Annotated in this window: 26 protein-coding genes; 16 read left to right on the forward strand and 10 right to left on the reverse strand. The window is 36.3% G+C overall.

The window, feature by feature from the left end:
- Positions 1-251: 251 nt before the first annotated feature.
- Positions 252-803 carry an REP-associated tyrosine transposase gene (locus ODR02_RS14735; RefSeq protein WP_309512651.1) on the forward strand — a complete coding sequence of 184 codons (552 nt, stop codon included), beginning with the start codon at positions 252-254 and terminating at the stop codon, positions 801-803.
- 120 nt (positions 804-923) lie between these two features.
- Here ODR02_RS14735 and ODR02_RS14740 read toward each other — a convergent pair whose 3' ends face one another.
- The 3 genes from ODR02_RS14740 to ODR02_RS14750 form a co-directional block, all read right to left on the reverse strand.
- Positions 924-1850, reverse strand: coding sequence for a malate dehydrogenase (locus tag ODR02_RS14740; RefSeq protein ID WP_034699354.1), 927 nt, complete (start codon positions 1848-1850; stop codon positions 924-926).
- 118 nt (positions 1851-1968) lie between these two features.
- Positions 1969-2520 (reverse strand): biliverdin-producing heme oxygenase, encoded by a 552-nt coding sequence (locus tag ODR02_RS14745; protein WP_105681154.1) that lies wholly within the window; start codon positions 2518-2520, stop codon positions 1969-1971.
- Positions 2521-2541: 21 nt separating this feature from the next.
- Positions 2542-4740 (reverse strand): ATP-binding protein, encoded by a 2199-nt coding sequence (locus ODR02_RS14750; protein WP_209787983.1) that lies wholly within the window; start codon positions 4738-4740, stop codon positions 2542-2544.
- Positions 4741-5119: 379 nt separating this feature from the next.
- Here ODR02_RS14750 and ODR02_RS14755 point away from each other — a divergent pair, with 379 nt between their 5' ends.
- The 6 genes from ODR02_RS14755 to ODR02_RS14780 all read left to right on the forward strand — a co-directional run bounded on the left by ODR02_RS14755 (position 5120) and on the right by ODR02_RS14780 (position 12292).
- Positions 5120-6169, forward strand: coding sequence for a linear amide C-N hydrolase (locus tag ODR02_RS14755; protein ID WP_309512652.1), 1050 nt, complete (start codon positions 5120-5122; stop codon positions 6167-6169).
- A 139-nt stretch (positions 6170-6308) separates the two neighbouring features.
- Positions 6309-7475 carry a porin gene (locus ODR02_RS14760; protein ID WP_209787977.1) on the forward strand — a complete coding sequence of 389 codons (1167 nt, stop codon included), beginning with the start codon at positions 6309-6311 and terminating at the stop codon, positions 7473-7475.
- Positions 7476-7494: 19 nt separating this feature from the next.
- Positions 7495-8925, forward strand: coding sequence for an anion permease (locus ODR02_RS14765; protein WP_079242846.1), 1431 nt, complete (start codon positions 7495-7497; stop codon positions 8923-8925).
- A gap of 16 nt (positions 8926-8941) precedes the next feature.
- Entirely contained in the window at positions 8942-9598 is a 657-nt protein-coding gene (locus ODR02_RS14770; protein ID WP_309512653.1) for a succinate dehydrogenase cytochrome b subunit, read from the forward strand.
- An 11-nt stretch (positions 9599-9609) separates the two neighbouring features.
- Entirely contained in the window at positions 9610-11526 is a 1917-nt protein-coding gene (locus ODR02_RS14775; protein WP_309512654.1) for a fumarate reductase/succinate dehydrogenase flavoprotein subunit, read from the forward strand.
- A 13-nt stretch (positions 11527-11539) separates the two neighbouring features.
- On the forward strand, positions 11540-12292 hold the full coding sequence (locus ODR02_RS14780; RefSeq protein WP_079242849.1) for a succinate dehydrogenase/fumarate reductase iron-sulfur subunit: 753 nt from the start codon (positions 11540-11542) through the stop codon (positions 12290-12292).
- Between the two features lie 91 nt (positions 12293-12383).
- Here ODR02_RS14780 and ODR02_RS14785 read toward each other — a convergent pair whose 3' ends face one another.
- The 5 genes from ODR02_RS14785 to ODR02_RS14805 form a co-directional block, all read right to left on the reverse strand.
- The gene (locus tag ODR02_RS14785) at positions 12384-13157 is read right to left on the reverse strand and encodes a cyclase family protein (RefSeq protein WP_209787969.1); all 774 of its coding nucleotides are present in this window, start codon (positions 13155-13157) and stop codon (positions 12384-12386) included.
- Positions 13158-13240: 83 nt separating this feature from the next.
- Positions 13241-14143 (reverse strand): GLPGLI family protein, encoded by a 903-nt coding sequence (locus tag ODR02_RS14790; RefSeq protein ID WP_309512655.1) that lies wholly within the window; start codon positions 14141-14143, stop codon positions 13241-13243.
- A 46-nt stretch (positions 14144-14189) separates the two neighbouring features.
- Positions 14190-14360, reverse strand: coding sequence for a bacteriocin-like protein (locus tag ODR02_RS14795; protein WP_209787962.1), 171 nt, complete (start codon positions 14358-14360; stop codon positions 14190-14192).
- 302 nt (positions 14361-14662) lie between these two features.
- Positions 14663-15625: a hypothetical protein gene (locus ODR02_RS14800; protein WP_209787959.1), complete on the reverse strand. Its 963-nt coding sequence runs from the start codon at positions 15623-15625 to the stop codon at positions 14663-14665.
- A 57-nt stretch (positions 15626-15682) separates the two neighbouring features.
- A complete protein-coding gene (locus ODR02_RS14805; RefSeq protein ID WP_105681800.1) occupies positions 15683-16696 on the reverse strand; it encodes a nucleoid-associated protein in 1014 nt (337 codons plus the stop codon).
- Between the two features lie 341 nt (positions 16697-17037).
- On the opposite strand from ODR02_RS14805, the gene ODR02_RS14810 reads away from it, so the two are divergent.
- From ODR02_RS14810 to ODR02_RS14835, 6 genes are all read left to right on the forward strand, one after another.
- Positions 17038-17202, forward strand: coding sequence for a hypothetical protein (locus tag ODR02_RS14810; protein WP_245169846.1), 165 nt, complete (start codon positions 17038-17040; stop codon positions 17200-17202).
- An 11-nt stretch (positions 17203-17213) separates the two neighbouring features.
- On the forward strand, positions 17214-17570 hold the full coding sequence (locus tag ODR02_RS14815; RefSeq protein WP_209787956.1) for a DUF7674 family protein: 357 nt from the start codon (positions 17214-17216) through the stop codon (positions 17568-17570).
- An 82-nt stretch (positions 17571-17652) separates the two neighbouring features.
- Positions 17653-17784, forward strand: a complete 132-nt coding sequence (locus ODR02_RS14820; protein WP_262497573.1) for a hypothetical protein — start codon at positions 17653-17655, stop codon at positions 17782-17784.
- Positions 17785-17835: 51 nt separating this feature from the next.
- A complete protein-coding gene (locus ODR02_RS14825; protein ID WP_309512656.1) occupies positions 17836-18231 on the forward strand; it encodes a DUF7674 family protein in 396 nt (131 codons plus the stop codon).
- A gap of 137 nt (positions 18232-18368) precedes the next feature.
- Positions 18369-18971, forward strand: a complete 603-nt coding sequence (locus ODR02_RS14830; protein WP_209787951.1) for a hypothetical protein — start codon at positions 18369-18371, stop codon at positions 18969-18971.
- 125 nt (positions 18972-19096) lie between these two features.
- Positions 19097-19726 (forward strand): hypothetical protein, encoded by a 630-nt coding sequence (locus tag ODR02_RS14835; protein WP_209787947.1) that lies wholly within the window; start codon positions 19097-19099, stop codon positions 19724-19726.
- Between the two features lie 38 nt (positions 19727-19764).
- Here the strand turns inward: ODR02_RS14835 and ODR02_RS14840 are convergent, their stop codons facing one another.
- Entirely contained in the window at positions 19765-20277 is a 513-nt protein-coding gene (locus tag ODR02_RS14840) for a thioredoxin family protein (RefSeq protein ID WP_309512657.1), read from the reverse strand.
- Between the two features lie 80 nt (positions 20278-20357).
- Between ODR02_RS14840 and ODR02_RS14845 the strand changes: the two genes are divergently transcribed.
- The 3 genes from ODR02_RS14845 (at position 20358) to ODR02_RS14855 (ending at position 22476) form a co-directional block, all read left to right on the forward strand.
- On the forward strand, positions 20358-21149 hold the full coding sequence (locus tag ODR02_RS14845) for a helix-turn-helix domain-containing protein (protein ID WP_309512658.1): 792 nt from the start codon (positions 20358-20360) through the stop codon (positions 21147-21149).
- A gap of 535 nt (positions 21150-21684) precedes the next feature.
- A complete protein-coding gene (locus ODR02_RS14850; RefSeq protein WP_309512659.1) occupies positions 21685-22110 on the forward strand; it encodes a DoxX family membrane protein in 426 nt (141 codons plus the stop codon).
- A gap of 12 nt (positions 22111-22122) precedes the next feature.
- Positions 22123-22476, forward strand: a complete 354-nt coding sequence (locus ODR02_RS14855) for a cupin domain-containing protein (RefSeq protein WP_209787936.1) — start codon at positions 22123-22125, stop codon at positions 22474-22476.
- Between the two features lie 80 nt (positions 22477-22556).
- Here the strand turns inward: ODR02_RS14855 and ODR02_RS14860 are convergent, their stop codons facing one another.
- Complete coding sequence (locus ODR02_RS14860) at positions 22557-23666, reverse strand: heparan-alpha-glucosaminide N-acetyltransferase domain-containing protein (protein WP_309512660.1); 1110 nt, start codon at positions 23664-23666, stop codon at positions 22557-22559.
- Positions 23667-23795: the final 129 nt, after the last annotated feature.

Here is a 23795-nt window from a genome sequence, read left to right on the forward strand (position 1 = left end):
TTCAAGAATTTAAAAACAACCCCTGCTGTTTCAAATGAAACAGCAGGGGTTTATCTATTTTAATTCCTGCTTAAAAGCGGGCTATTATTAAAATTTAAGATCTCCATTCTCCGCTGGCGCGAGCGTCCTCGCTCGTGTCCCTCATAATAATTTAATTCAAAATTCACTTAACATCCTCCCTCGTGAGCCCCTTAGATCTCTAAAAAATATATAACACAATAATGACAATGAGTTTTTAGTATTTTTATAATATGAGCAGAAAACACAAATTTCATGAAAAAGAAGGAGCTTATTTTATAAGCTTTGCCACAGTATTCTGGATAGATATTTTTACACGAATGGAATATTTTGATATTCTTATTGAAGCATTAAGATATTGTAGAAAAAACAAAGGAATGATTATTTTCGGATATTGTATCGTGCCTAGTCATGTACATCTGTTATTCCGGTCAGAGAAATGCCAACCTTCAGAATTAATAAGAGATTTTAAAGGTTTTACAGCTAAAAAACTACTACAAGCTATTGAAGACAATACTCAGGAAAGCAGAAAAGAGTGGTTATTGTGGATGTTTAAAAAAGCAGGAAGCCAAAATTCTAATATAAAAAAGTATCAGTTTTGGCAACAAAATAATATGCCCATAGAGATATGGTCATTAAAAGTATTTGAACAAAAACTAAATTATGTTCATCAGAATCCTGTAGAATCTGGATTCGTTATGGAACCTTGGGAATGGAAATACAGCAGTGCCAGAAATTATTGTGACGATTATGAGAGGATTCTTGAAATAGATGTTAATTTATAATGTGGACACGAGCGGGACGCTCGTGCCAGCGAATCCTCAAACGAAAGACCTAAATGAAGTCGTAATGCATAAAAAAACCGCACCAAAAGGTGCGGTTTTTTTTATATAAAATCCAGTAAATTAAAATTTAAGATCTCCATTCACTTCTCTAACTGCATTAGCAGCTTCAGCGAATTTCAATTGCTCTTCAGCAGTCAAAGTTACGTTTACAATTGATTCTACTCCGTTTGCTCCGATAATTGCTGGAACACCAAGGCAGATATCATTTTGTCCGTATTCTCCTTCAAGCATTAAAGAACAAGGGATCATTTTCTTCTGGTCACATGCAATAGCCTGAACCATTACAGAAACTGCTGCACCTGGAGCATACCAAGCTGAAGTTCCTAATAATTTAGTAAGAGTAGCTCCTCCTACTTTAGTTTCTTCGATTACATATTTTTGTTGCTCATCACTCAAGAATTCAGTTACAGGAACCCCATTTCTTGTCGCTTTGCTCAATAATGGAAGCATACCTGTATCACTGTGAGCAGCGATTACCATACCGTCAACATCAGAAATTGGAGCTTCCAATGCTTCAGCCAATCTGTATTTGAATCTTGCAGAGTCTAATGCACCACCCATTCCGATGATTTTGTGCTTAGGAAGACCTGAAGTTTTGTGAACAAGGTAAGCCATAGTATCCATTGGGTTAGAAACCACGATGATGATTACTTCCGGAGAATGTTTTACTAAGTTTTCAGTAACTTCTTTCACGATACCAGCGTTGATACCGATCAATTCTTCTCTTGTCATTCCAGGTTTTCTTGGAATCCCTGAAGTGATTACTGCTACATGAGAACCTGCAGTTTTGCTGTAATCTCCTGTTGTACCCGTAATTTTTGTATCAAATCCGTTAAGAGATGCTGTCTGCATCAAGTCCATTGCTTTTCCTTCAGCAAACCCTTCTTTAATGTCTACCAAAACTACTTCTGAACAGAAGTTCTTCATTGCGATGTATTCTGCACAGCTTGCTCCTACAGCGCCTGCACCTACTACAGTTACTTTCATATTGTTACTTTTTAAAAATTATTTTTTGTTAGTTAAGTTTAAATTTGAAACTCCCCAAATTTAACAATTCCTGAAAAATTGAGCAATTTTTCAGGAATTTAATTAGATTTAAAATAAATTAGTTGACGTTCAGTAAAAACGTATATAATTTTTTCGCGCCGGAAAGCACTTCATTGTAGTTTTCTTCAGTTACCTCTGTATCCAGAACTTCTTTAAAATTCTTCCACATAGGCCCTGTATTTTCCTGATAACATCCGAAAAAGTTGAAGGTAACCTCATCAAATCCTTCCGTTTTAGAAAGCTGTTTTGCAATTACATTTCCACCAAGGGTAGAACCTTCAATCACATACATGGCTCCAAGTGCTTCATGCTCGTTATTGAAATCCAGAGGATGAGATACTTCCTGATTTTCCAGAGAAAGGCTTTTCAGGTCTTTTTCAATAAGGGAGAGTTTTTTTCTTGCATCCAGCTGAAGTTTCTCTGCATACTTACCGGAAAGGCTGTTGAATATTTTATCTTCACTGTGAAGAAGCATCAGGTAATTGGTGTGGATAATCTTTTTATAATCCTCTAAAGTGAAAGTTTTGTTAAAGATCTTTTCAGAATTAAAAAGTTTTTCTGCTGCATCGTGATAATCTGCTGTATTCTGTTTAAGATATTCTGATACCATACATAACGTTTTAAAAGTTTCTCAAATATAAGGCTTTTTGAACGTTAAAATAAAGGAAGTACCCTCACTGTTGCTTTCAAAATCCACATTTCCTCCCAATCTTTTCATAATGCGGTGTACAATAGACAGCCCTACTCCGTTTCCTTTAAACTTCTTGGCATTATCCATTCTGTTGAAGATTTTAAACATCTTATGTTTCTCCTCTTCAGGAATACCAATACCATTATCAGAAATCCTGTAAATAATAGTCTGGCCGTCTTCAATTCCTTCAATTTCCACTTGCGGAAGATCTTTATGGGACGAATACTTAACCGCATTATTGATGATATTCAAAAATACCTGATGAAGCATGGTTTTATCAGCCATGACATCCGGGCATTCCTTAATGATAATTTCACTGTTCGGACTGCCGTAGGTCATCTTGGCGTTTTCGGAAATTTTCTCAATTGTATGAGCCGTTTTAAGACTTTCAAGCTGAATTTCGCTATGTTTCGCACGGCTGAGCTGCAGTACATCATGCATCATTTCTGCCATATTGTCGATTTCCTCGATAATCGAATTAATCTTGGTCTTGTTTTTTCCAGAATCATCTCTAAGATTTCCCAAAAGCATTTGAGCATTCAGCTTCATTACAGTCAAAGGAGTTCCCAGATCATGGGAGATGGTATAAGAAAAACTGTCAAGCTCTTCATTTACTTTTTTAAGCTCATCATTAAGCCTTTTGATTGCATTATAATTTTTATGAGAAGTTTCTAAAATGAGGTCCCTTACAGCCTGTACAGCACTCACATTTCTGGAATTCCATCTTTTAGAATAGCCTTTGATATTTTCAGTAAAAATACGGAAGGAAGTTCTGGGTGATATCATCTGTCTTTCTTCGCCGTTCTGAGAAAACACACTTATTCTTTTCTCCGGATTTCCAGCCCAGTTGATGTGTTCATCAAACTCTTTCCGAAACCAGATCAGCATTTCATTTTTATCTCTTTCAATAAAGTAAATAACAATTCCTGCTGCATTTTCAGACAGATCCAGCTCTTTACCATGGTCTTTAAGGAAGTTTCGGCTCACATAAATCAGATCACTGGTATTTTCAAGTGCCCATTTTGCAATGGTACTGATACTTTCCAACCCTGGAGTATTTCCGTCTGTCACAATATTCTCATCGGAAACAATGGCAAGCCCGTCTGCTTCAGGTAAGTTTCGGATCTCTTTTTTGCATTCGATAAGAGAATCAAACAGGTTATGGTGCTTTAGAAATTCCGTTTTCATCTGAGACATTTTCTCATTCAGTTCCAAACGGTAGTTCAGCTCACTTTTAGATTTAAAAGATGAATAGGCATTCGCAGCCAGCGTGGTAAAAATTCCGGCCTGTACTCTATCCTCAAGGTCAATATGCTTGGGTTCTACATTCTGGCAGGTAACCAGCCCCCAAAGATGATCATCAATAATAATAGAAACACTGAAGCTTGAAGCCGCTCCCGAATTTTTAAGATACTGCCCATGAACAGGCGACATCCCTCTGGAAGCTGAAAAAGTAAGATCAATACTTTCCGCACTTTTGCTTAAAATAGGAACAGTATCAGCATATACATTACTGAAAATTCTTTTTCTTTTTTTCAGATAAAGATCCCGTGCCTGTTTCGGAATGTCAGACTCCGGATAATGAAGCCCCAGAAAACTTTCCATATTTTCATTTTTCCTTTCGGCAATTACCTTTCCGGAACCGTCCATCATGAATTTATAGACCATCATCCGGTCATAGTTTACCACCTTTGACAGCGTTTCCAGAAGATGATTCCAGAGTTCTTTTTCGTTATCAATGATGTAAAAATTGTCATACTTATTGGAAATCCTCTTGTCAGGATTGAGCAGGACTTCTTCGAATTCAAGAAAAATGGAAGATTCACTCCTGAAAACAGAAAAGTGATACTCTTTTTCGTTGATAAAAATTTTATCGAAATAGGTTTCGTTTTTACGTCTGGTAAACCTTTCCAGAGAAGTATATATTTCTGAATTGATAATACTCTGAAAGCTTTCGGGAAAGTCTGTAATCTTCTTTTCGAAAAGCTTTTCCGGGTTTTCGATGGTAAATATATCCGAGATATTCCTGCTAAAAAAAGTGATGGTGTGGGATTCCGCATCAATGCCAATCAAATAGCCAAAACTTTGTATAGAACCCGGAATATGGATAGGTTCTTCATGACATTCTACAAAATTCATATATCTCTTCAGTCTATTAATCAAATATAGCGTTTTTTTGAACAGTGTTTACTTTTGTGGTATATAATTTCAAAGTACACTCTACGACGCATTCATGGGAGATAACAGATAAAAATGTAGTAAAAATGCATTTAAATATTCTTCATTTTCACCCCTTTTTTATGCCATATCATTAAAATATACGAAAAAAAATCCAATAATAAGGTTATGCACTCTTTAATCATGATTCATAACATGGATTACAGATTATTAACTTTAATAATTGTTTTATTTAAACAATTTTCGCTAAATTTATATCACCAAATAATGAATATGATCAAAATTAATTGAATTATTCACAATAAATTCAATATAAAATTTAAATTCAAATAATACTATTATGAAAAAGTTCCCATTAATTTTATTTTCTCTGATCCTCTCTGTAGGATTGTGGAATCCATCAGAAGCATGTACAAGGGTAGTTTACAAAGGACCGCAGAACACCGTTATTACAGCCCGTTCTATGGACTGGCGTGATGAAATCCCGGCCAATTTATGGGTTTTGCCAAAAGGTATAGACCGTAACGGGCAGGTAGGTTCTAAATCAGTAAAATGGACTGCCAAATACGGAAGCCTCGTCAGTACGTCATGGGATATTGCATCATCAGACGGAATGAACGAAAAAGGATTGGTTGCTAATCTGCTTTGGCTGGGAGAATCCCAATACCCGAAATTCGATGGAAAAGGAAGTAAAAAGGGAATTGCCATCTCATTATGGGCACAATATTATCTTGATAATTTCGCCACCGTAAAAGAAGCGGTAGAGCATTCACAAAAAGAACCGTTCGTGATTGTAAGTGATTATATTCCGGGAACAGAGAGATTTACAACCGTTCACCTTTCCATTTCCGATGCTTCAGGAGACAGTGCCGTATTCGAATATATTAACGGAAAACTGGTGATCCACCATGATCCTTCTTACACTGTTATGACCAACTCTCCTATTTTTGAGGAACAGCTCGCTCTTAACAATTACTGGAAAGGGATTCCCGGAACAGTTATGCTTCCCGGAACCAACCGTGCTGCAGACCGCTTTGTGAGAGCTTCATACTACATCAATGCAATTCCGCAGACTGCCGATACCCGCACAGCAGTAGCCAGTGTTTTCAGTGTCATCAGAAACTGTTCTGTACCTTATGGAATCTCTTCCGCTACCGAACCCAATATTTCATCCACAAGATGGCGTTCTGTTTCGGATCAGAAAAACCTGGTATATTATTTTGAAACCGTTTTCACTCCCAACACATTCTGGGTAGATCTTAAAGATTTCGACCTAAGCGCTAAGGGAAAAGTGATGAAACTGGATTTGAGTAATAATAACACCTACAACGGTAAATCCAATGCAAGTTTTAAAGAATCTGCACCCTTCACATTCTTGGGATTAAAATAGATATTTCGCCACAAAAAATGCTTGCGCTTAGTAAACAATGCCCTAAGTATGCCCCATTATGATTTTATGAGATACTAAAACGGGCTGGATAAGCAGTTGTGGTAAAATAGAGTTCACAATAAAAAAACAAAAAATAGATATGGCCTTTTTTTCGATTAAAAAGAAAAGCCTGATCCTGTGCATGCTGGCTTGTGCGTTATCAGCCCATGCACAAAATCAGGATTCTCTGAAGACCACACCTCCTCCACAGGAAGAAGACAATGTAAAATATCCACAGCTGCAGATCAAAGGCCTTTTTCAGGCACGTTATCTGGTAGGAATGTCTAAAGATGTTGATGTAAACGGGCTTCATCATACCGATGGCTCCGGAACCGATAATAATTTCATGCTCAAATACATGAGGGTTCAGGTTCGGGCACAGATCAGTAAACGAACGGAAGTTGTTGTTTTGGCCAACCTTGCCGATTTTAAAAATGACCCCAAAAGCAGAGTTCTTGAAAATGCTTATCTGAAGTATACTTTCAATCCTAAATTAGCCATTACTGTAGGACAGTTCAGACCTTGGTTTGGTATTGAAGAGACTTACCCTATTGATATTATTAAATCTTTAGACTGGTCCAATCAATATACGGAATTTGGAAAACTGGGCTGGACAAGCTTCCAGATCGGGATGTCTGCTACTGGACAACTTCAACTGGGAGAAATACCCTTCCAATATGCAGTTTCCGTGGTGAACGGAAATGGAAAAAATCAGATTAACGATAATGACAACGGAAAGCAGTACTCTACCCGTCTTGTTTTCGGATTATCAAAAAAATATCATTTCAATGTAGGTCTGAATGGAGGTACCGGAGAAGTTTTCAGCAAAAAAGTGTATGCCTTAGGTATAGATCTAAGCTCACTGATCCAATTTGATCCAAAATGGAGCCTTGATATGCAGTTGGAAGCCAAACAGGCAACCAACCACGTTCTGTATAACTCCATTGCCCCGGAATTACGTCCTGACAATCCTGATCAGTATCTTATCCGTGGAGCCTACTTCCTGCCGAACCTGAGATATGAGATCAACCACAAAAATCTCAGTGCTTTCGAATTATCCTGCCGCTACGAATATCTTGACACCAATTTCAGAATGGCTTCTAACCCAAGACAAACCATTACCCCAATGTTCGGATTGGAATTCCTGAAAAATTACGGAGCAAGAATTCAGCTGGGAGTACAGTTTGACCGCTACAAATATCAGGTGGAAAACACCTCACAATACAACAACAATCTATTTATAGTGCAAGTTCAGAGTAGATTTTAACGATTAAATAGTTAGTATCATGAAAGAAATTAATATCAAAAACGTAGCGATCACATTTGTTGTTGCGTTAATCATATGGTTCATCCCTGCTCCAGAGGGTGTTGCAGAAAATGCCTGGCATCTTTTTGCCATCTTTGCGGCAACTATTTTAGGAATCATTCTTAAAGCTGCTCCAATGGGTACAATGTGTATGATGGCCATTGGTTTTACAGCCCTTACACAGGTAGTTGCTCCGGGAGATGCCGGAAAATCCATTACCAAAGCGCTTTCCGGTTTTGGAGACAAAGTAATCTGGCTGATCGGGATTTCATTCTTTATTGCCAGAGGATTTATCAAAACAGGATTGGGAAACCGTATCGCCTTTTTATTCATCAGGGTCTTTGGTAAAAGTTCACTGGGACTTGCGTACGGATTAGGGCTTGCTGATGTTTGTCTGGCTCCTGCTATTCCGAGTAATACAGCAAGAGGTGGTGGGATTATCTACCCTATTATGAAATCTATGGCAATAAGCTTCGATTCCGTTCCTGAAAAACCGGAAACCCATAGAAAACTGGGATCATTCCTGACTTTAAACAGCTACTATATGAACCTCATCGCTTCTTCCATGTTCCTTACCGGAACAGCAAGTAACCCGATGTGTCAGAAATTTGCAGCCAATCTTGGGATTGATATTACCTGGATGTCATGGGCTGCAGCAGGTTTCATTCCGGGTGCGGTAGCATTCTTTGTCGTTCCTTTGGTATTGTACAAATTATATCCGCCTGAACTGAAAAAAACGGGTGATGCTCCGAAAATGGCCGCTCAGAAATTAAAAGAAATGGGCCCTATTTCCAGAAACGAATGGCTAATGCTGCTGGCATTTTTTATTCTGTTAGCACTTTGGATATTTGGGGGAGCACTTTCTATTGATGCTACCACTACAGCATTCATCGGATTAACACTATTGCTGTTAACTTCAGTGCTAACCTGGGAAGATGTAAAAGGAGAGAAAGGAGCATGGGATACTATCGTTTGGTTCGCTGTACTGGTGATGATGGCAAGCTCTTTAAATGAATTAGGTTTCATTGGATGGTTCAGTAACCTTATCAAAGTACAAATTGGAGGTTTGAGCTGGCAGGTAGCTTTCCCGGTTATTATTATAGTCTATTTCTTCAGTCACTATATTTTTGCCAGTGCTACCGCTCACGTAGCGGCTATGTATGCAGCATTGCTGGGTGTTGGGGTTTCTTTAGGAATTCCTCCTATGCTGTTGGCAATGATGCTTGGTTTCATGGGTTCTATTTATGGAGTGCTTACCCATTATGGCCACGGTCCGGCTCCTGTATTCTTCGGAAGTGGATATGTAGATCTCAAAGCCTGGTGGGTAAGAGGTCTTGAAATAGGAATCGTCCTATTGATCATTTATATGGTTGTAGGAGGATTGTGGATGAAAGTCTTAGGATATTATTAATCAATAAATCAAAAATATGTTATCAACACTGTCAAGAAAAATGCTGATGTGTCTTACAGGACTCTTTTTGGGATTCTTCCTGTTGATTCATTTCCTTGGAAATCTTCAGCTTTTTCTTCCACAAGAACAGGCACACCTGCAATTTAATGCCTATTCGCATTTTTTATCAGGAAATATTATCATCAAAATAGTTTCTTACGTTTTGTATGCCAGTATTATTCTGCATGCTGTAGACGGACTGATCATTACGCTAAAAAATAAAAAGTCTGGTGGCGGTTATCAGACAGACAGACGTGGAAGAGCCAGTAAATGGGCTTCCAGAAATATGGGAATCCTCGGGACATTAATTCTGATTTTCCTGGTGATCCATTTCCAGAACTTCTGGTATATCTACAAATTCGGAAATCCGCCTTTGGATGAGAATGGAAATAAAGATCTCTACATTCTGGTAGTGAATGTCTTTAAAGAATGGTGGTATGTTATCATTTATGTTTTATCAATGATTGCTTTATGCTATCACCTGATTCATGGGATACACAGTGCAGTAAGAACGCTGGGACTGTATCATCCTAAGTTTGTACAATGGTTCAAAACGATTGGGATTGCCTATTCAATCATTATCTGTGTAGGTTTTGCATTGATGCCGGTGTATGTATTCTTTACTTATCATTAAACAGAACGGTCATGATTTTAGATTCAAAAATACCACAAGGCCCATTGGAACATAAATGGGAAAATTATAAAAAGAAAGCAAGACTCGTTAATCCTGCCAACCGTAAAAAACTGGATGTTATTGTTGTAGGAACAGGGCTGGCGGGAAGTTCTATTGCAGCTTCTTTGGGAGAGATGGGCTATAATGTCAAATCATTCTGTTTTCAGGACAGCCCGAGAAGAGCACACTCTGTGGCAGCGCAGGGAGGTGTAAATGCAGCAAAAAACTATAAAAACGATGGTGACAGCGTATACAGAATGTTTGTAGACACGCTGAAAGGCGGAGATTTCAGAGCCCGTGAAGCCAATGTATACCGTATGGCAGAATGTTCTCTGAACCTTATTGACCAGGCTGTAGCTCAAGGCGTACCTTTCGGTCGTGAATACGGAGGCTATCTGAATAACCGTTCTTTCGGTGGAGTTCAGGTGAGCCGTACTTTTTATGCCAGAGGACAAACCGGACAACAGCTTCTTCTAGGAGCTTATCAGGCTTTAATGCGACAGGTTGGAAAAGGCTCCGTACAATTATTTTCAAGACATGAAATGCTTGATCTGGTTACCGTTGACGGGAAAGCCAGAGGAATTATCGTTAGGAATTTAGACACAGGAGAAATTGAAAGACATGCAGCACATACTGTAATACTGGCAACAGGTGGTTACGGAAAAATCTATTACCTGTCTACCCTTGCCATGGGATGTAATGGCTCGGCCATATGGAGAGCCCATAAAAAAGGAGCTTTAATGGCTTCTCCAAGCTGGATTCAGGTACACCCTACTTCTCTTCCGCAATCCGGAGATTATCAGTCTAAACTGACCTTAATGTCTGAATCATTGCGTAATGACGGACGAATCTGGGTTCCGTTGAAAGAAGGTGAAAACAGACCACCCAATGATATTCCGGAAAATGAAAGAGATTATTATCTGGAAAGAAGATATCCGGCTTTCGGAAATCTTGCACCAAGGGATATTTCTTCCCGTGCGGCAAAGGAAAGAATTGATGCCGGTTTCGGAATCGGACCTTTGAAAAATGCAGTATATCTTGATTTTTCAAAAGCAATACAGGAACAGGGAAAAGATAAGATCAGCGAAAAATATGGAAACTTATTTGATATGTATCTTAAAATAACAGGATATGATGCCTATAAGGAACCTATGATGATCTCTCCTTCTGCACACTTTTCAATGGGCGGGCTTTGGGTAGATTATGAACTGATGACCACTGTGCCGGGACTTTTTGCTTTAGGTGAAGCTAATTTTGCAGATCATGGTGCCAACAGATTAGGCGCAAACTCTCTTTTACAGGCTTCAGTAGACGGATATTTCATTGCTCCCTATACGATTGCCAATTATCTGGCCGATGAAATTCATACCGGAAAAATTTCAACGGATACTCCGGAATTTGAACAGGCTGAACAAGCAGTGAAAGAACAGATCCAGGACTTTATGAACATCAAAGGAACCAAAACTGTTGATTATTTCCACAAAACATTGGGAAAACTCCTGTACGATTATTGCGGTCTGGCCAGAAACGAAGAAGGATTGAAATATGCCATTCAGGAGATCAGAAAACTGAAACAGGAATTCTACAAAGATGTAAGAGTTTCCGGACAGGGAGATAAAATGAATACCGAACTGGAAAAAGCAGGCCGTGTTGCCGATTATTTCGAAATCGGAGAACTGATGTGCTATGATGCATTAACCCGTAACGAATCCTGTGGAGCTCATTTCCGGGAAGAGTTCCAGACAACGGATGGAGAAGCGATGAGAAATGATACCGAATATCAGTTTATCTCTGCCTGGGCATGGACGGGTGAAAATGGCGAACCAGCATTGATTAAAGAGCCTTTAATCTTTGAAGAGATTCAGCCAACGGTAAGAAGTTACAAATAAAAAACAGAAAATTATGGATTTACATCTTAAGATATGGAGACAGAAAGACAGAAAAAGTGAAGGAAAACTCGTTGGTTATGACCTGAAAGGATTGAATTCCCATATGTCTTTCTTAGAAATGCTGGATACCCTGAATGAAAAACTGATCACTGAGGGAGATGAACCTGTAGAGTTTGATCACGACTGCCGTGAAGGAATCTGCGGACAATGTGGGATGATGATTAACGGTATTGCCCATGGTCCCCTGAAAAATACAACAACCTGCCAGCTTCATTTAAGGTCTTTTAAAGATGGGGAAACGATTCTGATAGAACCATTCCGGGCTGAAGCATTTCCTGTAAAGAAAGATTTAAAAGTAGACCGTTCTGCTTTTGACAGAATTATATCTTCAGGAGGTTTTGTATCTGTAAATACCGGCCAGGCTCCTGATGCAACGGCCATTCCGGTGACTCACCAAACGGCTGAAGAAGCTTTTGATTCTGCTGCATGTATCGGATGTGGAGCTTGTGTGGCTACCTGTAAAAATGGAAGTGCCGCCTTATTTACCTCTGCAAAGATTACCCACATGGCACTTCTTCCTCAGGGGAAAGAGGAACGAAGTAAAAGAGTGTTGGATATGATTGCACAAATGGATACGGAATTATTCGGGCACTGCTCCAATACGGAAGCCTGTGAAGTAGAATGCCCTCAGGGAATTTCCGTACTCAATATCGCCAGAATGAATTTTGAGTATAACAGAGCTTTGTTTTTCAGAAAGAAGAATTAAATGAGACCAAAGTCGAAATGATACTATTTAAAAGGACGAATTTGCTTATTGACAAATTCGTCCTTTTTGTTTTTCTATAAAATTCACATTCCTATGCTTCTATCATCGCTACTACTCTCGCCGGAGCTGCAGATCCTCCGACAATTTTAAGAGGAAATACACAGATCTTAAATCCGGACGGAGGCAATGCTCCAAGATTGGTAAGCTGCTCGATATGTAAATATTCTTTCTCAATTCCTACGCGGTGGCCTTCCCAGAAGAATTCGGGATCATTCAGTTCTTTGGCTTTTTGAGCCATATATTTTAGAGGAAGATCCCAGCCCCACTGATCAATTCCCATTACTTTCACGCCCTGGTCAATCAGCCACTCTGTAGCTTCTTTGCTCATTCCTGTTCCTTTTTCTACAAAATCAGGAGTTCCCATCATCTTATCACGATCCGTTCTGATCAGTACAATATTTCCTTCCTGGATAGTGATTCCGTTTTTATTCAGATCATTTTTCAGATCATCTACCGTGATGGCTACAAAATCTTCTTTATGAGTACAGTCGATCACAATTCCTTCTCCATAACACCACTCCAATGGAATCTGGTCTATTGTTTTAGCAGGTTTCCCTTCTACTACAGGGCCGTAATGCCATGGAGCATCAATATGGGTCGTAGCATGAAGTCCCATATTTTTGATGGTATCATCTGCCCAACCCGTCCAGTTTTTAGGAAAAAGTCTTGAAGGAAGTCTCAGTGCCAGACGAATCAGCCAATGTGATTTTCTGTGTGCTTTATGTTTGATTTTCACCCGCATGAACCATGGGTCGCCTGCATTATACTGAATAGGCTTTGTTAAATCGACAAGTGTTGTTTTCATATGATTTAGCTAAGGAAGCAAAGATAATGAATAAGGTAAAAAGTACGAATAGATATTAGCAAACGAAAAAAGATTAGCCTTTACTAATCTTTTTCCAATTCTATCGGGTTTTCATATTTTTTATTTTCTTCTCTTTCTTTTTGTCTCTGCCTTATCATTTCTTGGCCTTGTATAATAGTGGTTTCAGAACTTTGAAGTACACCCATTAAATTGGCATTAGCATCTTTTACCGCTTTTTCAAATTTCGGTCGAGTTGTTTCAAAAGCTTCATTATATCGATTTTCGTTCATCTTAATTAATTTACCTTTTAACTTAAATGCAGGTGTAGATTTTACAAGCTCAAAATCATACTCTTCTTTGTCATCTGTTATTTTAACAATCAATCCAGGCAATCCGCTAAATTTATATGGCCCACAGGGTAAAGGAATTTCGGGAGAATACCAGGCGGTCCAATTTCGCCCCTTAAAGGTAACTTCTGCTTTTTTACAATTTATTGTGTTTATTATTTTTGTATCATTACTTAATTTCCAATTCTTAATGACCGGTTCTTTATAGGTGAGTATTGACATTCCAACTAAGTTAAAATACTGTATATTTTCATTTGATTGTATTATGGTAAAGGCAAATTTTGTTTTTGGAACGGATACTCCCTTCGAACTTAACAGTTTTGCTCCATTTTCCAACGTTTTTATCGGAAGTGCTTGAAATACTGAATCTCTTTTCAGTGATTGAATACTTGCAAAAAAAGAACGTTTATCACCTACCTGTAATGAAAAAAGTTCTTCATGTCTATAATCAGGAGTTAATGTATTCAATTTGGCTTTTAATAAATAGGTAAACTCACCACGCAGAGTATCTTTTTTATGTAATTGAGAAAAAAATAAGACGCTAAAACATAAGCTTAATAATTGAAATATTTTTTTATAGTAATACATAGAATTATTTTGGATTACAAAAAAATTTGCACTTATAACTTTATTTTGCACTTATAACTTTATAAGGTCATAAGTGCAAGTAATTAAATATGAAACATTATTTACAGTAATTTGCTTCGAGATTAGCAAGCCACTGATTTGCTTGTTCAGCAGTCCAATCTTGAGTTGTAGTAGCAGTCTGACCACAAAATTCTGCAATCCACACCTGTTTAATACCTCCTTTTACAGTTTTAAGGTCTTCACGAGTCAATTTTTTTAATTTTTTCATAAAATATGTTTTTTGGTTAGATCATAAATATATATAACTAACTCTTATCCATAGCATGTCTTTTATTATGTTAAGTAGCTATTTATCTGAGTAAAACATATTTTTCACTTAAAGATTTTCCGTATAAAACTGAATGGGTTTTATCATATTAGTTAAACAAAAAAGCATTTATTAAAAAATACTTTTGGGTATTTTTTAATATGTTAAATAATTAATTTCAAACAGAGATTTTTAGAGGTAAAGTGTAAAGGTTCTTTAATTATTTTGATGCATCATTATCCTTTTGCTTTGTTCCTTTGTTCTTAAATTCCTTTAGGAATCATAATCTTCTTCGGATCGTTCTCATCATACATGATCTCAATGTTTCCATATTTAGGGACAGAAGAAAGATTTAAAAGGCTAACAACTTTCTTAAAGACTGCAATATGTTCAGTTCCTCTGAAATCTTTAAAACTCACCTGAAACATAATCTGCGGCTGATCATTTACCATAAGACCAGTCTGGCTTACACTAATGATATGGGCTTCCGCATTTCTTCCTGAGAAGAGGATCCGTTCTTCTTTTTTATTTTTAAAAAGCTTACTGATCAACAATTGGAAAACCAATATATAAATCAGAGTCATCACTCCACTGAAAATAATCGGGTGCATGAAGGTCAGAAACCTCCAGCCAAAATCGAAGGATTCCCGCATGTAGAAATAATAATATAATCCAGTCACATAAGCAAGTAAGAATACAATGAATGCAACTCTTAAAATGATTCCAAAGGAATTAAAACCAACTTTCTGATCGCTTAAAATAAAGTAAGGTTCCTGTGACACTTTGGGATTCAGCAATACTTTCACCTTATTTCCGACAGCAAATCTTTTTTCCTGTGGTTTGGAATCGTGAAACATCATTTGATGTTCAATTAATGTATTTCTAAGATTAGGAAATGAAAGAACGATCTGAATGACATTCATATTGGTTTTCGGAATGTATTTCAGAAGTTTATAATCAATGATTTTTCCTTCTCTCGGAATTCCATTCCTTAGTATAGACTGGATGGTACTTTTCTCCTTAAAGGTTTTGATGAAAAGAATATTAATAAAGAAGGCAATCACATACATCCATATGAGCAAAGAAAAACCGAGATACCCATAGCTCACGGCTAATGAATTTCTCGGTTCTGTTGCGAGTTCCTCCCCCATCATATAAATGAAAATCGGAAAAGGAGCGCAGAAAAAAAAGAAAAAAGCTCCCCAGAAAATGATCATGAATTTCATAACTGTTATTTTGTGTGGTCTGATAAAGTTATGATATTATTATGAAATGACTTCTTTTTATACCTCTTTTTCGAAATAAAGTCTGTAATATTTTCCTTTATCATCTTCACCCATTTCAATTTTTTGTCTGTCTCCGTGGATGTATATGTGGAAGTTCTTATCTAATTTAATGATACTCTTAAAGTGTCTCTGTGTCTTTTTTACCGCTGCTTCACTGATCGGGAATTCTTCAGCGATATTCACCTGCATATCCTGTTCGTAATCTGTTTTAAAGTTCACGAAACTTTCAATTACATGTTCGTCACCCAATACTTCACTGGCAAATTCATCCAGTTTAAACTCTTCTTTTTCTTTGAAGAAATTGATAGATTTATTAAGGAAATCTGCCTGATCCGCTTTGGAAACTTCAAATTCCTGAGGAAGCTGTTTTGTGATATAATCTTTATAAACCATCAAAGCTTCCTGCGTGTGGAAATATTCGTCATCACGCTGTTTTACTTTCAGGAAATCTTCGAACCAGTAGTACATATCTCCGTTTTTGTTGTTGTCAACTACAGAAAGTATGTATCCGGTTTCTTTATTATTGTTATAAATCAAAGCGGCTTTATCAATTTTGGATAAACCAATTCCCTGATCTTTTTCAATGTCAAATGTTTCTTCTGCAGGATTTATTTTCAGGAAAGATTCTCTCTTCTCTGTTTTAAAGATCCCGATTTTATCTACCTTGTCCGGACGGTCACTTTCATCTTCAAAAAGAACGATAAAAAGCTCTCCACTCTGAACTCTTGGGTTTTCTGCGGCTTCAAAAAGATGCTTTGCAATATTCTCAGATTCCCAGATGAACTTGGACTTGTCATCAAAAATCTCAGATACAGCACTGTACACCGGATTATTGACCAGGTAAGTATCACTATAAAAATGGAAGGTTTCTTCCGATTTAAAAGAACCTAAAAAGTAGTCTTCAAGCATTTCTGCCATTCCTTCTTCCAGTTTCAATTCCTCCTGGGAAATCGTCAGGGAATCCCCATTGATCTTATTTCCTACTCTGTGTACTATTATTTTTGAAAACATTTTTCTGAATATTTGGACTGCAAAGATATTCATTCTTATCCTTATTGCGAAACTTAAAAAATGTCATTTTAGAGAGAGCTGAGTTTTTAACCACCCCGTCAAATCTTCAATTTGCCACCCCTCCAAGGGAGGGGAATTATCAGTCAGTCATTTGTAATAGGTTTGTGGAAGAAGTTTTGGTGACTTTTATTTTCCAAATTGATAAAAACCTTATCATTTTGACATACTTTATTGTTTAAAAAATTCAACAATAAAGACACAACGCACTTAATATCAACACATTAATTCTATTTCTTTTCTAACGGAATATCATTGGTATCATCATTTGAAAACATAGAAAAATGGACTTAAAAACTTTAAACAGAATAGACAAGCTCAGAAGATTAAAAAGCAAAGGACCTGAAACTCCAAAATGGCTGAAACCTTATCATATGCTCTTTTTTGCTTTTTTAACCATTTTCATCTTTGGTGCGATCATTAAACTATTAGAACACAATCCAAATTAAAATATAATATTATGAATTATCTGCAAGCCGTAAAGGAAATCACAGACGTGGTTCCCGACTTTGAAAAAGAAGTAAAAGAAATTAAAATTCAAAATTCATACAGCATCATCAGAACTTTTACGGAACGTATTAAAAATATGATCCGCCAGAATGACAGAAATCTGCTGTTCAGAAGTTTACAGAAAATGGACAAAATATACACTGACGGAGATACGGTATTAAAGAACGCTATTGAAACTACTTTTATCTATTCTCTGGACAATTGTACTGCTTTCTGCAGTGAGGAATACAAAAAAGTGATTTTTAGTCACATTTCTGCCAACCTTCAGAAGGTGTATTCAAGACAAATTTACAGTCATGGCATATAACGGGTTTGTTACATTTTTCATCCGTTTCATTACAAAGTGTTTAAATTAAACAAAAATTAAAATAACTCACAATCAATAGATTATGAAAAATAAAATAAGAAGAATTTCAGACTGGAAAACCTGGAAAACTACGTCAAACAGACACAATACAGAGATATTACTCACTCACATAGCAGTGATCCTAGGAGTTTTTATTTTTGCAGCCTGTCTTTAGATTTTGGTATACATTTCGCTGCACTAAAAAGTGTTTGAAAAATTCTTAATTATGATGAAAGTAAAAATGCAAACTATTAATAAAAAAATAGCTGTTGAATACTTAAAATTTTTCTATCCGCCACTTCGCAATGAAATCACCCAGTTGTCTGTTCAGGACAATTTCGCTGGAATCATGCAGGCTACCGTGAATTATCTGAAGAATCTTTTACAGGAATCTAAAATCAGCATTATTGCCCATCACCTTAAACTGATGGACTCAATCTATAAAAACGGTGATTCTTATGTAAGAATCATGATTGAAAATCTGTTTGTAAGATCTTTTGAAAGTTTCAAAAAACACGCAAAGATTCAACATTGGAAACTCCTTTATCAATATATGCCTGTAAGCTTCCAGATCATTTATAATGAGCAACAGAAGCAGGATATGATATATTTTGGAAAATAAATTAAAGCAAAAGGCGAAAGGGTAAATCGAATATTTACCTTTTCACCTTTTTATTTTTTCCCTATTAAATATAGCTTCCATTTTATTTTGTTTCACTGTTACGTGTGAAACCTCTATATTTTTGTAACAATATACCCATGAAATACTCTTTTTATGCCCTGATGATGGCACTCTCATTGATCTCTTGTGAAAATAATGACACTACGATTGATGATCCAAGACCTGTTGATAAAAGTCTTTACCAGTTTCAATTTAAAAGCTATGCTGTAAAAAATACAGTTTTGTACAAAGGATCAAATGGAGAAAAATCTACACCGGATGAATCTTACCTCAACAATTATTGGAGCTTATATCAGGAACCTGCCTGGAAAAAAATAAGCCTTGATCTTAAAAACAAAACCATTAAATTGTTTTCCGAAACCTCATCTACGGATTTCACTTATAGTTTTACGATCGTCAATGACTCTGTACTGATCAAAGAGAATAACAATAATAAGCCAAGTTACATTGGCGATTTCAATAAAAACACCTCTTCATTCACGTTAAAAAGAACGTACAGATACGTTAAAAAAGTACCCCGAAACGACCAGGACGCACTATTAATTACTAAAAGTGCCCATTTTGGGACCACCCAATTCGAAAATATTTTTGGAAATATATTTACGACTCCCTCCGAAATGATAAAAGCAGGAGATCAGGTTTTGTGGACTAATATTGAATATTCTTATAAAGAATTGTAGTTACCCTCTCATTCCTTAATTATTAAACTCTAAAAAACTTCCCGCTTATTAAGATCCGGGAAGTTTTAATTGATGAACTTTCTATAATAATATATTTCAAAGATCGTTTATTGGTAAACCATACCATGAAAATAAGATTTTCACTATTCCTTCTGTTACAAATATACTTACTCAATGCCCAGACTTCTGACCAGCTAAAACAACTTATTGACCCTATTGATAAAGGATATTTCGACTTAACACTTAAAGAGGATTATAATACAGAAGAGTATTCCAAATTATCCGAAATGTATAATGAGATTGATAAAACAGCAACCAATGATGAACTATTTTATTTGGCATTTAACGGAAGTACTTTTATAAGAATCAATGCAATATCTTCTCTTATAGATAGAAATGACAAAAGGATTGTTGATTTATATCGTTATTATTCCAAGTTTACATTAATCTATTATCAAAAAATGGGATGTATTATTATGCCTCAGGATATGGCATTAAGCAACATACGGGGAAATGTTATGTCTAAAATCAAATATTATGAAGACTATGAGTATATGAAGGAACAAAAAGATTTGGAACTGTTTTTTTCCAATGAAGACATTGAATACTATAAAAAATTCAAGGTGAATGATTTTAAATCGTACTTGAAAATATTTGATGAAATTGACAAAAAATTTATTCCGTTAAGAATAGAAAATAATGATTCTATTAAAGAAATATGGAAAGATAATAAACTTCAGATGACCTCATTCTAAAAAGTAAATCCCGGGTAATATTCCCGGGATTTTATTTCTTATTTCTTCACAAATACTTTCTCTATGGTCTGTGATTCTTCATTGGTAAGTTTTGAGGTTTTTCCCAACTTGGCAATGAAAGACTTTACTTCTTCAGGGGTTGCCGGCGATCCCAGATTTTCTCCTTTATCATCAAAGGAATCTGCCAGTACTTCTCCTTTTGGATTGAGAACCAGCCAGAAAGGAAGTCCTGCATTTCCGCCTTTATATTTATTCATAAGTTCCTGTCCGCCTGGATTTTCAAGGCTCTTCTTATCTCCCCTTTCCTGAACGTCTACATACGCTGTGACAAATCTTTTATCAAAAATAGGTTTGGTTTCAGGAAGATCCATATTTTTTTCCATCATTTTACACCATTTGCACCATGAAGCATGGAACACCAATAAAACATTCTTCTTTCCTGCTTTAGCTTCCGTGAAAGCCTTATTTAATACAACATCTGCTTTTTCCTGTGCTGCTCCCAACTGAAACAGTAAAAGGCTGACAACGATAATAATTTTAGAGTATTTCATTCTGAATTTTCATTTAAAATCAACACGAATTTAGGTATTTAATCCTTCAATTATTTTATTTAACTTTAAATATTTATAAAATGATTGAAATAAGAAAATATTATAATCAGGCAGGACATACTGAGCCTAGACGGGTCATTAAATATACCTTGTTCTGGTGCCATCACGGAAGTGCTGAAATTTTGATTGATGAAAATATCTTCATCCTTAAGACAGGGCAGACTGTAACCATTACTTCGGGACAGTTTCATCAGTTAAAATCTGTGGAAGGAGAACTTACTGCATTAGAATTTACCCTGGACTTTTTCTGTAAAAGCGACAGTGATATTGAACTTATTTTTCACAACGGGCTTTTTTGTCATTTCGGAATGAATGAAATCATTACCATACAACATCCTGCATTTTTCTATGAAACGCTGAATACTATTGAAAAAGAAATTCAGGAGCAGCCTTATCAGTATCTGATCTCCACCCATTCTCTGGTGGAACTGCTACTGGTAGAAATCAACCGCAGTAAGATTGCCAATGGTGATGAAATTTGGAAACCGGATGCTTTATTTTTAAAATTCCTGGAAAGTGTGAGGGATAACTTTAAAAACAATTATCAGGTCTTTCATTTTGCAGATCTTCTTGGAACCACTGAAGCCAAACTGAATGAGGTTTCAAAACTTCACACCAACAAAACCGCTCAGAATGTGATCTACAGTCTTATTATTTCTGAAGCGAAGAGACTTTTACTTTATGAAAAACTAACCGTAAAAGAAATTGCTTACCTTCTTGGTTTCAATGATCCTTTCTACTTTTCCAATTTCTTTAAAAAACATACTTCCCGTTCTCCAAAAGATTATCAGAAGATCGTAAAGGAAATTTAAAAGAAGCCAGATAGAAATCAGGTGCAAAGTTGGGGCTAGGCAAAAAAATGTAGTAATCACCTTATGAAGCAATATAAATATCCTGTTGCTTAGAAAGAATCAATGAAATTGATTCCGCCTTTGCCTCCTTAAAAGTATAATATCAACTTCTTAAAACTTTGAATCAGTCTTAAAAGTTGGAGAGGTCTGTAATTCTGGATTTTTATAACACGCAAAGATTTATTTTCAATTCCGTTTTATCTTAAGTGAGCAAAGAAATGAATCGATATTCAATCGATTCTGATGAAGCATGTGTTTAAAGCTATACTATAATTTATAACTAAATGTCAATATACTGAATTCTCCACAGCATTTGAGACTCGTCCAGAATTTTTATACATCATCACTTCCAGCTTCCAGCTTCCAGCCTCCAACTTCCATCCTTCTGCTTCCCTCTTCCATACAAATATTACATTCTTTTCCCGGAATTGTCTATTCTTTAGATAACGGCTTTCGCTGAACTTTGTACTGTAATTAAGACCTAAAAATTATACGTATGAAAACTCAACAGGATGCCGCTATTTTTTTATTAAGAATTACCTTGGCTTTCGGATTTTTATCTGCTGTGGCAAGCAGGCTGAATCTTTGGGGAAATCAGTCTTCCGGCTGGAACAATTTTGTTAAATATACTGCTGAAATAAATTCATTTTTACCACAGTCGTGGGCAGCTGGTATTGCCGTAATATCTACCACCGCTGAATTGTCAATTGGAGTGCTGCTTCTTTTGGGATTTCAAATAAAAAAGACAGCATGGTCTGCCTCTATTCTCACCCTATTTTTTGCGGTTGCGATGAGCATTTCTTCGGGTATTAAAGAGCCTTTGGATTATTCTGTCTTTGTTTTCAGTGCCGCAGCATTTCTCCTGAGTACTTTTTCCCGTTACGCCTGGAGTTTAGACCATTTTTATAACAATAACAATTAAAATTTACATAGTATGAACACCAACATCCACGATTACATCGTAAAAACAGAACAGAAAGAATGGCAGCCTTTAATTGAAAAAGGGATTCATTATGAAGGTATTTTTGTAAAATCTTTAAAATTTGATCCTGAAAACAATCGCTCAACCAGTATTCTTTTAAAATTTGAACCGGGAGCCAGCTACCCTTATCACAACCATCCTGCAGGTGAGGAACTGTTTATCATGGAAGGCGATGCCACTATTGCAGGAGCCACACTTGAAAAAGGAGATTATTTATACACTCCACCTAGCTTTAAACATTCCGTGAAATCGGAACATGGATGCACCATTCTTTTTGTGATCCCTGAAGAAGTGGAAATTCTTTAACCCGTTATTAAAAACAAAACCACCGTAAAAGATTTACTGTGGTTTTGCTATAAAATATTTTTGGTCTTGAGCTGAAATATTTATTTCAACACTGTTTTGTTTGATGATATGGGTGTGAAATCAAATAAAGTTTTTTTCTTTCTTATGATATCCAACAAAGTCTGCACTGAAAAGGTGAGAATAATATACAGTACGATGAGCACCGAAACATAACCAATTTCATGCTGTCTATACCCAAAAATACCTTTTCCCCAAGAGATCAGTATCCATTGAATCATATACATTGAGGTTAAATTTTTGCTGCAGTATTTTAGAACACGCATGAAGCCATTTTCTTTACTATTTGTCGTTATTGTATTGATCAGCCATAAAAATAGTAATGTCCAGCCTGCAAAATAAATAACTCCTCCAGGTCCCATATGATAAAAACCGTTGTAATTATAATCACCATACAGAAAAACCAGCGGTGCTCCTATGGCAATGAACAACAGCCCCACATACAGCATATTTTTAAATATCTGTTGGATATTGTAGTTTAATTCCTGAAACCATTTACCGAAAAACATTCCGATGATAATAAAAGCCATCCATGGGAAAACAGGAAAATAGACATATGCCGGATAATCCGTATTGAAAAGAAGATCCAGAACATAATTGATCACGGGATAGTCCAGATTAATTCCGCTCACTTCTCTGGATATCAGGGCTACAAATAAGCCTATAGCCAGCATAATATATTTATTTTTCACATATTCTCTGATAAACCCAACGAATAATAAAGACATCCCTGCAAGCTGTAAAATATCACCCAGCTGTACCAAATATACATACTGTTGTTCTATAGGAGCATGCCATCCGTATTTTTGGATAAAATTATCGGGAGCAAAATTAAAAATAACAGGGACCATAAACTTCATAAAATTCATGAACAGACCTGCAAACACTAATAAGACACCTCTTTTTAATGCACTCTTAAGGCTTTGATGGCTGGAAGTCATAAAGGTGATTCCCATACAGATCAGGAAGATGGAGGTTCCTCTTCCGAGAAAAACAATAAAACTGCCAATGGCTGTTTCATATTGTGATTTGACATTGGCATACACCAATAAGGTATGTATAATGATCATTCCGAGAACACTTATACCTTTTATTAAATCCAGAGTCAGGATTCTTTTGTTTTGTTGTTCCATAGTTTTTAGTGGAAATTGTGGATTAGATGGATAAAATTGTAGTCATTATTATTTCTTTACACTATATTTTTATTTATTCTAAATAAAAATCAAATATACAAATTAAAATCACTTTTTATAATCCATTAT

The sequence above is a fragment of the Chryseobacterium sp. CFS2 genome (genome assembly GCF_036543225.1).
GTDB lineage: Bacteria > Bacteroidota > Bacteroidia > Flavobacteriales > Weeksellaceae > Chryseobacterium > Chryseobacterium culicis_A.

Coding starts and splice junctions, on each gene's coding strand:
- ODR02_RS14745 (WP_105681154.1), bottom strand. CDS start 2,520: ATGGTATCAGAATATCTTAAACAGAATACAGCAGATTATCACGATGCA.
- ODR02_RS14795 (WP_209787962.1), bottom strand. CDS start 14,360: ATGAAAAAATTAAAAAAATTGACTCGTGAAGACCTTAAAACTGTAAAA.
- ODR02_RS14770 (WP_309512653.1), top strand. CDS start 8,942: ATGTTATCAACACTGTCAAGAAAAATGCTGATGTGTCTTACAGGACTC.
- ODR02_RS14850 (WP_309512659.1), top strand. CDS start 21,685: ATGAAAACTCAACAGGATGCCGCTATTTTTTTATTAAGAATTACCTTG.
- ODR02_RS14785 (WP_209787969.1), bottom strand. CDS start 13,157: ATGAAAACAACACTTGTCGATTTAACAAAGCCTATTCAGTATAATGCA.
- ODR02_RS14765 (WP_079242846.1), top strand. CDS start 7,495: ATGAAAGAAATTAATATCAAAAACGTAGCGATCACATTTGTTGTTGCG.
- ODR02_RS14860 (WP_309512660.1), bottom strand. CDS start 23,666: ATGGAACAACAAAACAAAAGAATCCTGACTCTGGATTTAATAAAAGGT.
- ODR02_RS14815 (WP_209787956.1), top strand. CDS start 17,214: ATGAATTATCTGCAAGCCGTAAAGGAAATCACAGACGTGGTTCCCGAC.
- ODR02_RS14825 (WP_309512656.1), top strand. CDS start 17,836: ATGATGAAAGTAAAAATGCAAACTATTAATAAAAAAATAGCTGTTGAA.
- ODR02_RS14755 (WP_309512652.1), top strand. CDS start 5,120: ATGAAAAAGTTCCCATTAATTTTATTTTCTCTGATCCTCTCTGTAGGA.
- ODR02_RS14750 (WP_209787983.1), bottom strand. CDS start 4,740: ATGAATTTTGTAGAATGTCATGAAGAACCTATCCATATTCCGGGTTCT.
- ODR02_RS14780 (WP_079242849.1), top strand. CDS start 11,540: ATGGATTTACATCTTAAGATATGGAGACAGAAAGACAGAAAAAGTGAA.
- ODR02_RS14830 (WP_209787951.1), top strand. CDS start 18,369: ATGAAATACTCTTTTTATGCCCTGATGATGGCACTCTCATTGATCTCT.
- ODR02_RS14835 (WP_209787947.1), top strand. CDS start 19,097: ATGAAAATAAGATTTTCACTATTCCTTCTGTTACAAATATACTTACTC.
- ODR02_RS14845 (WP_309512658.1), top strand. CDS start 20,358: ATGATTGAAATAAGAAAATATTATAATCAGGCAGGACATACTGAGCCT.
- ODR02_RS14810 (WP_245169846.1), top strand. CDS start 17,038: ATGGACTTAAAAACTTTAAACAGAATAGACAAGCTCAGAAGATTAAAA.
- ODR02_RS14805 (WP_105681800.1), bottom strand. CDS start 16,696: ATGTTTTCAAAAATAATAGTACACAGAGTAGGAAATAAGATCAATGGG.
- ODR02_RS14735 (WP_309512651.1), top strand. CDS start 252: ATGAGCAGAAAACACAAATTTCATGAAAAAGAAGGAGCTTATTTTATA.
- ODR02_RS14800 (WP_209787959.1), bottom strand. CDS start 15,625: ATGAAATTCATGATCATTTTCTGGGGAGCTTTTTTCTTTTTTTTCTGC.
- ODR02_RS14820 (WP_262497573.1), top strand. CDS start 17,653: ATGAAAAATAAAATAAGAAGAATTTCAGACTGGAAAACCTGGAAAACT.
- ODR02_RS14760 (WP_209787977.1), top strand. CDS start 6,309: ATGGCCTTTTTTTCGATTAAAAAGAAAAGCCTGATCCTGTGCATGCTG.
- ODR02_RS14775 (WP_309512654.1), top strand. CDS start 9,610: ATGATTTTAGATTCAAAAATACCACAAGGCCCATTGGAACATAAATGG.
- ODR02_RS14740 (WP_034699354.1), bottom strand. CDS start 1,850: ATGAAAGTAACTGTAGTAGGTGCAGGCGCTGTAGGAGCAAGCTGTGCA.
- ODR02_RS14855 (WP_209787936.1), top strand. CDS start 22,123: ATGAACACCAACATCCACGATTACATCGTAAAAACAGAACAGAAAGAA.
- ODR02_RS14840 (WP_309512657.1), bottom strand. CDS start 20,277: ATGAAATACTCTAAAATTATTATCGTTGTCAGCCTTTTACTGTTTCAG.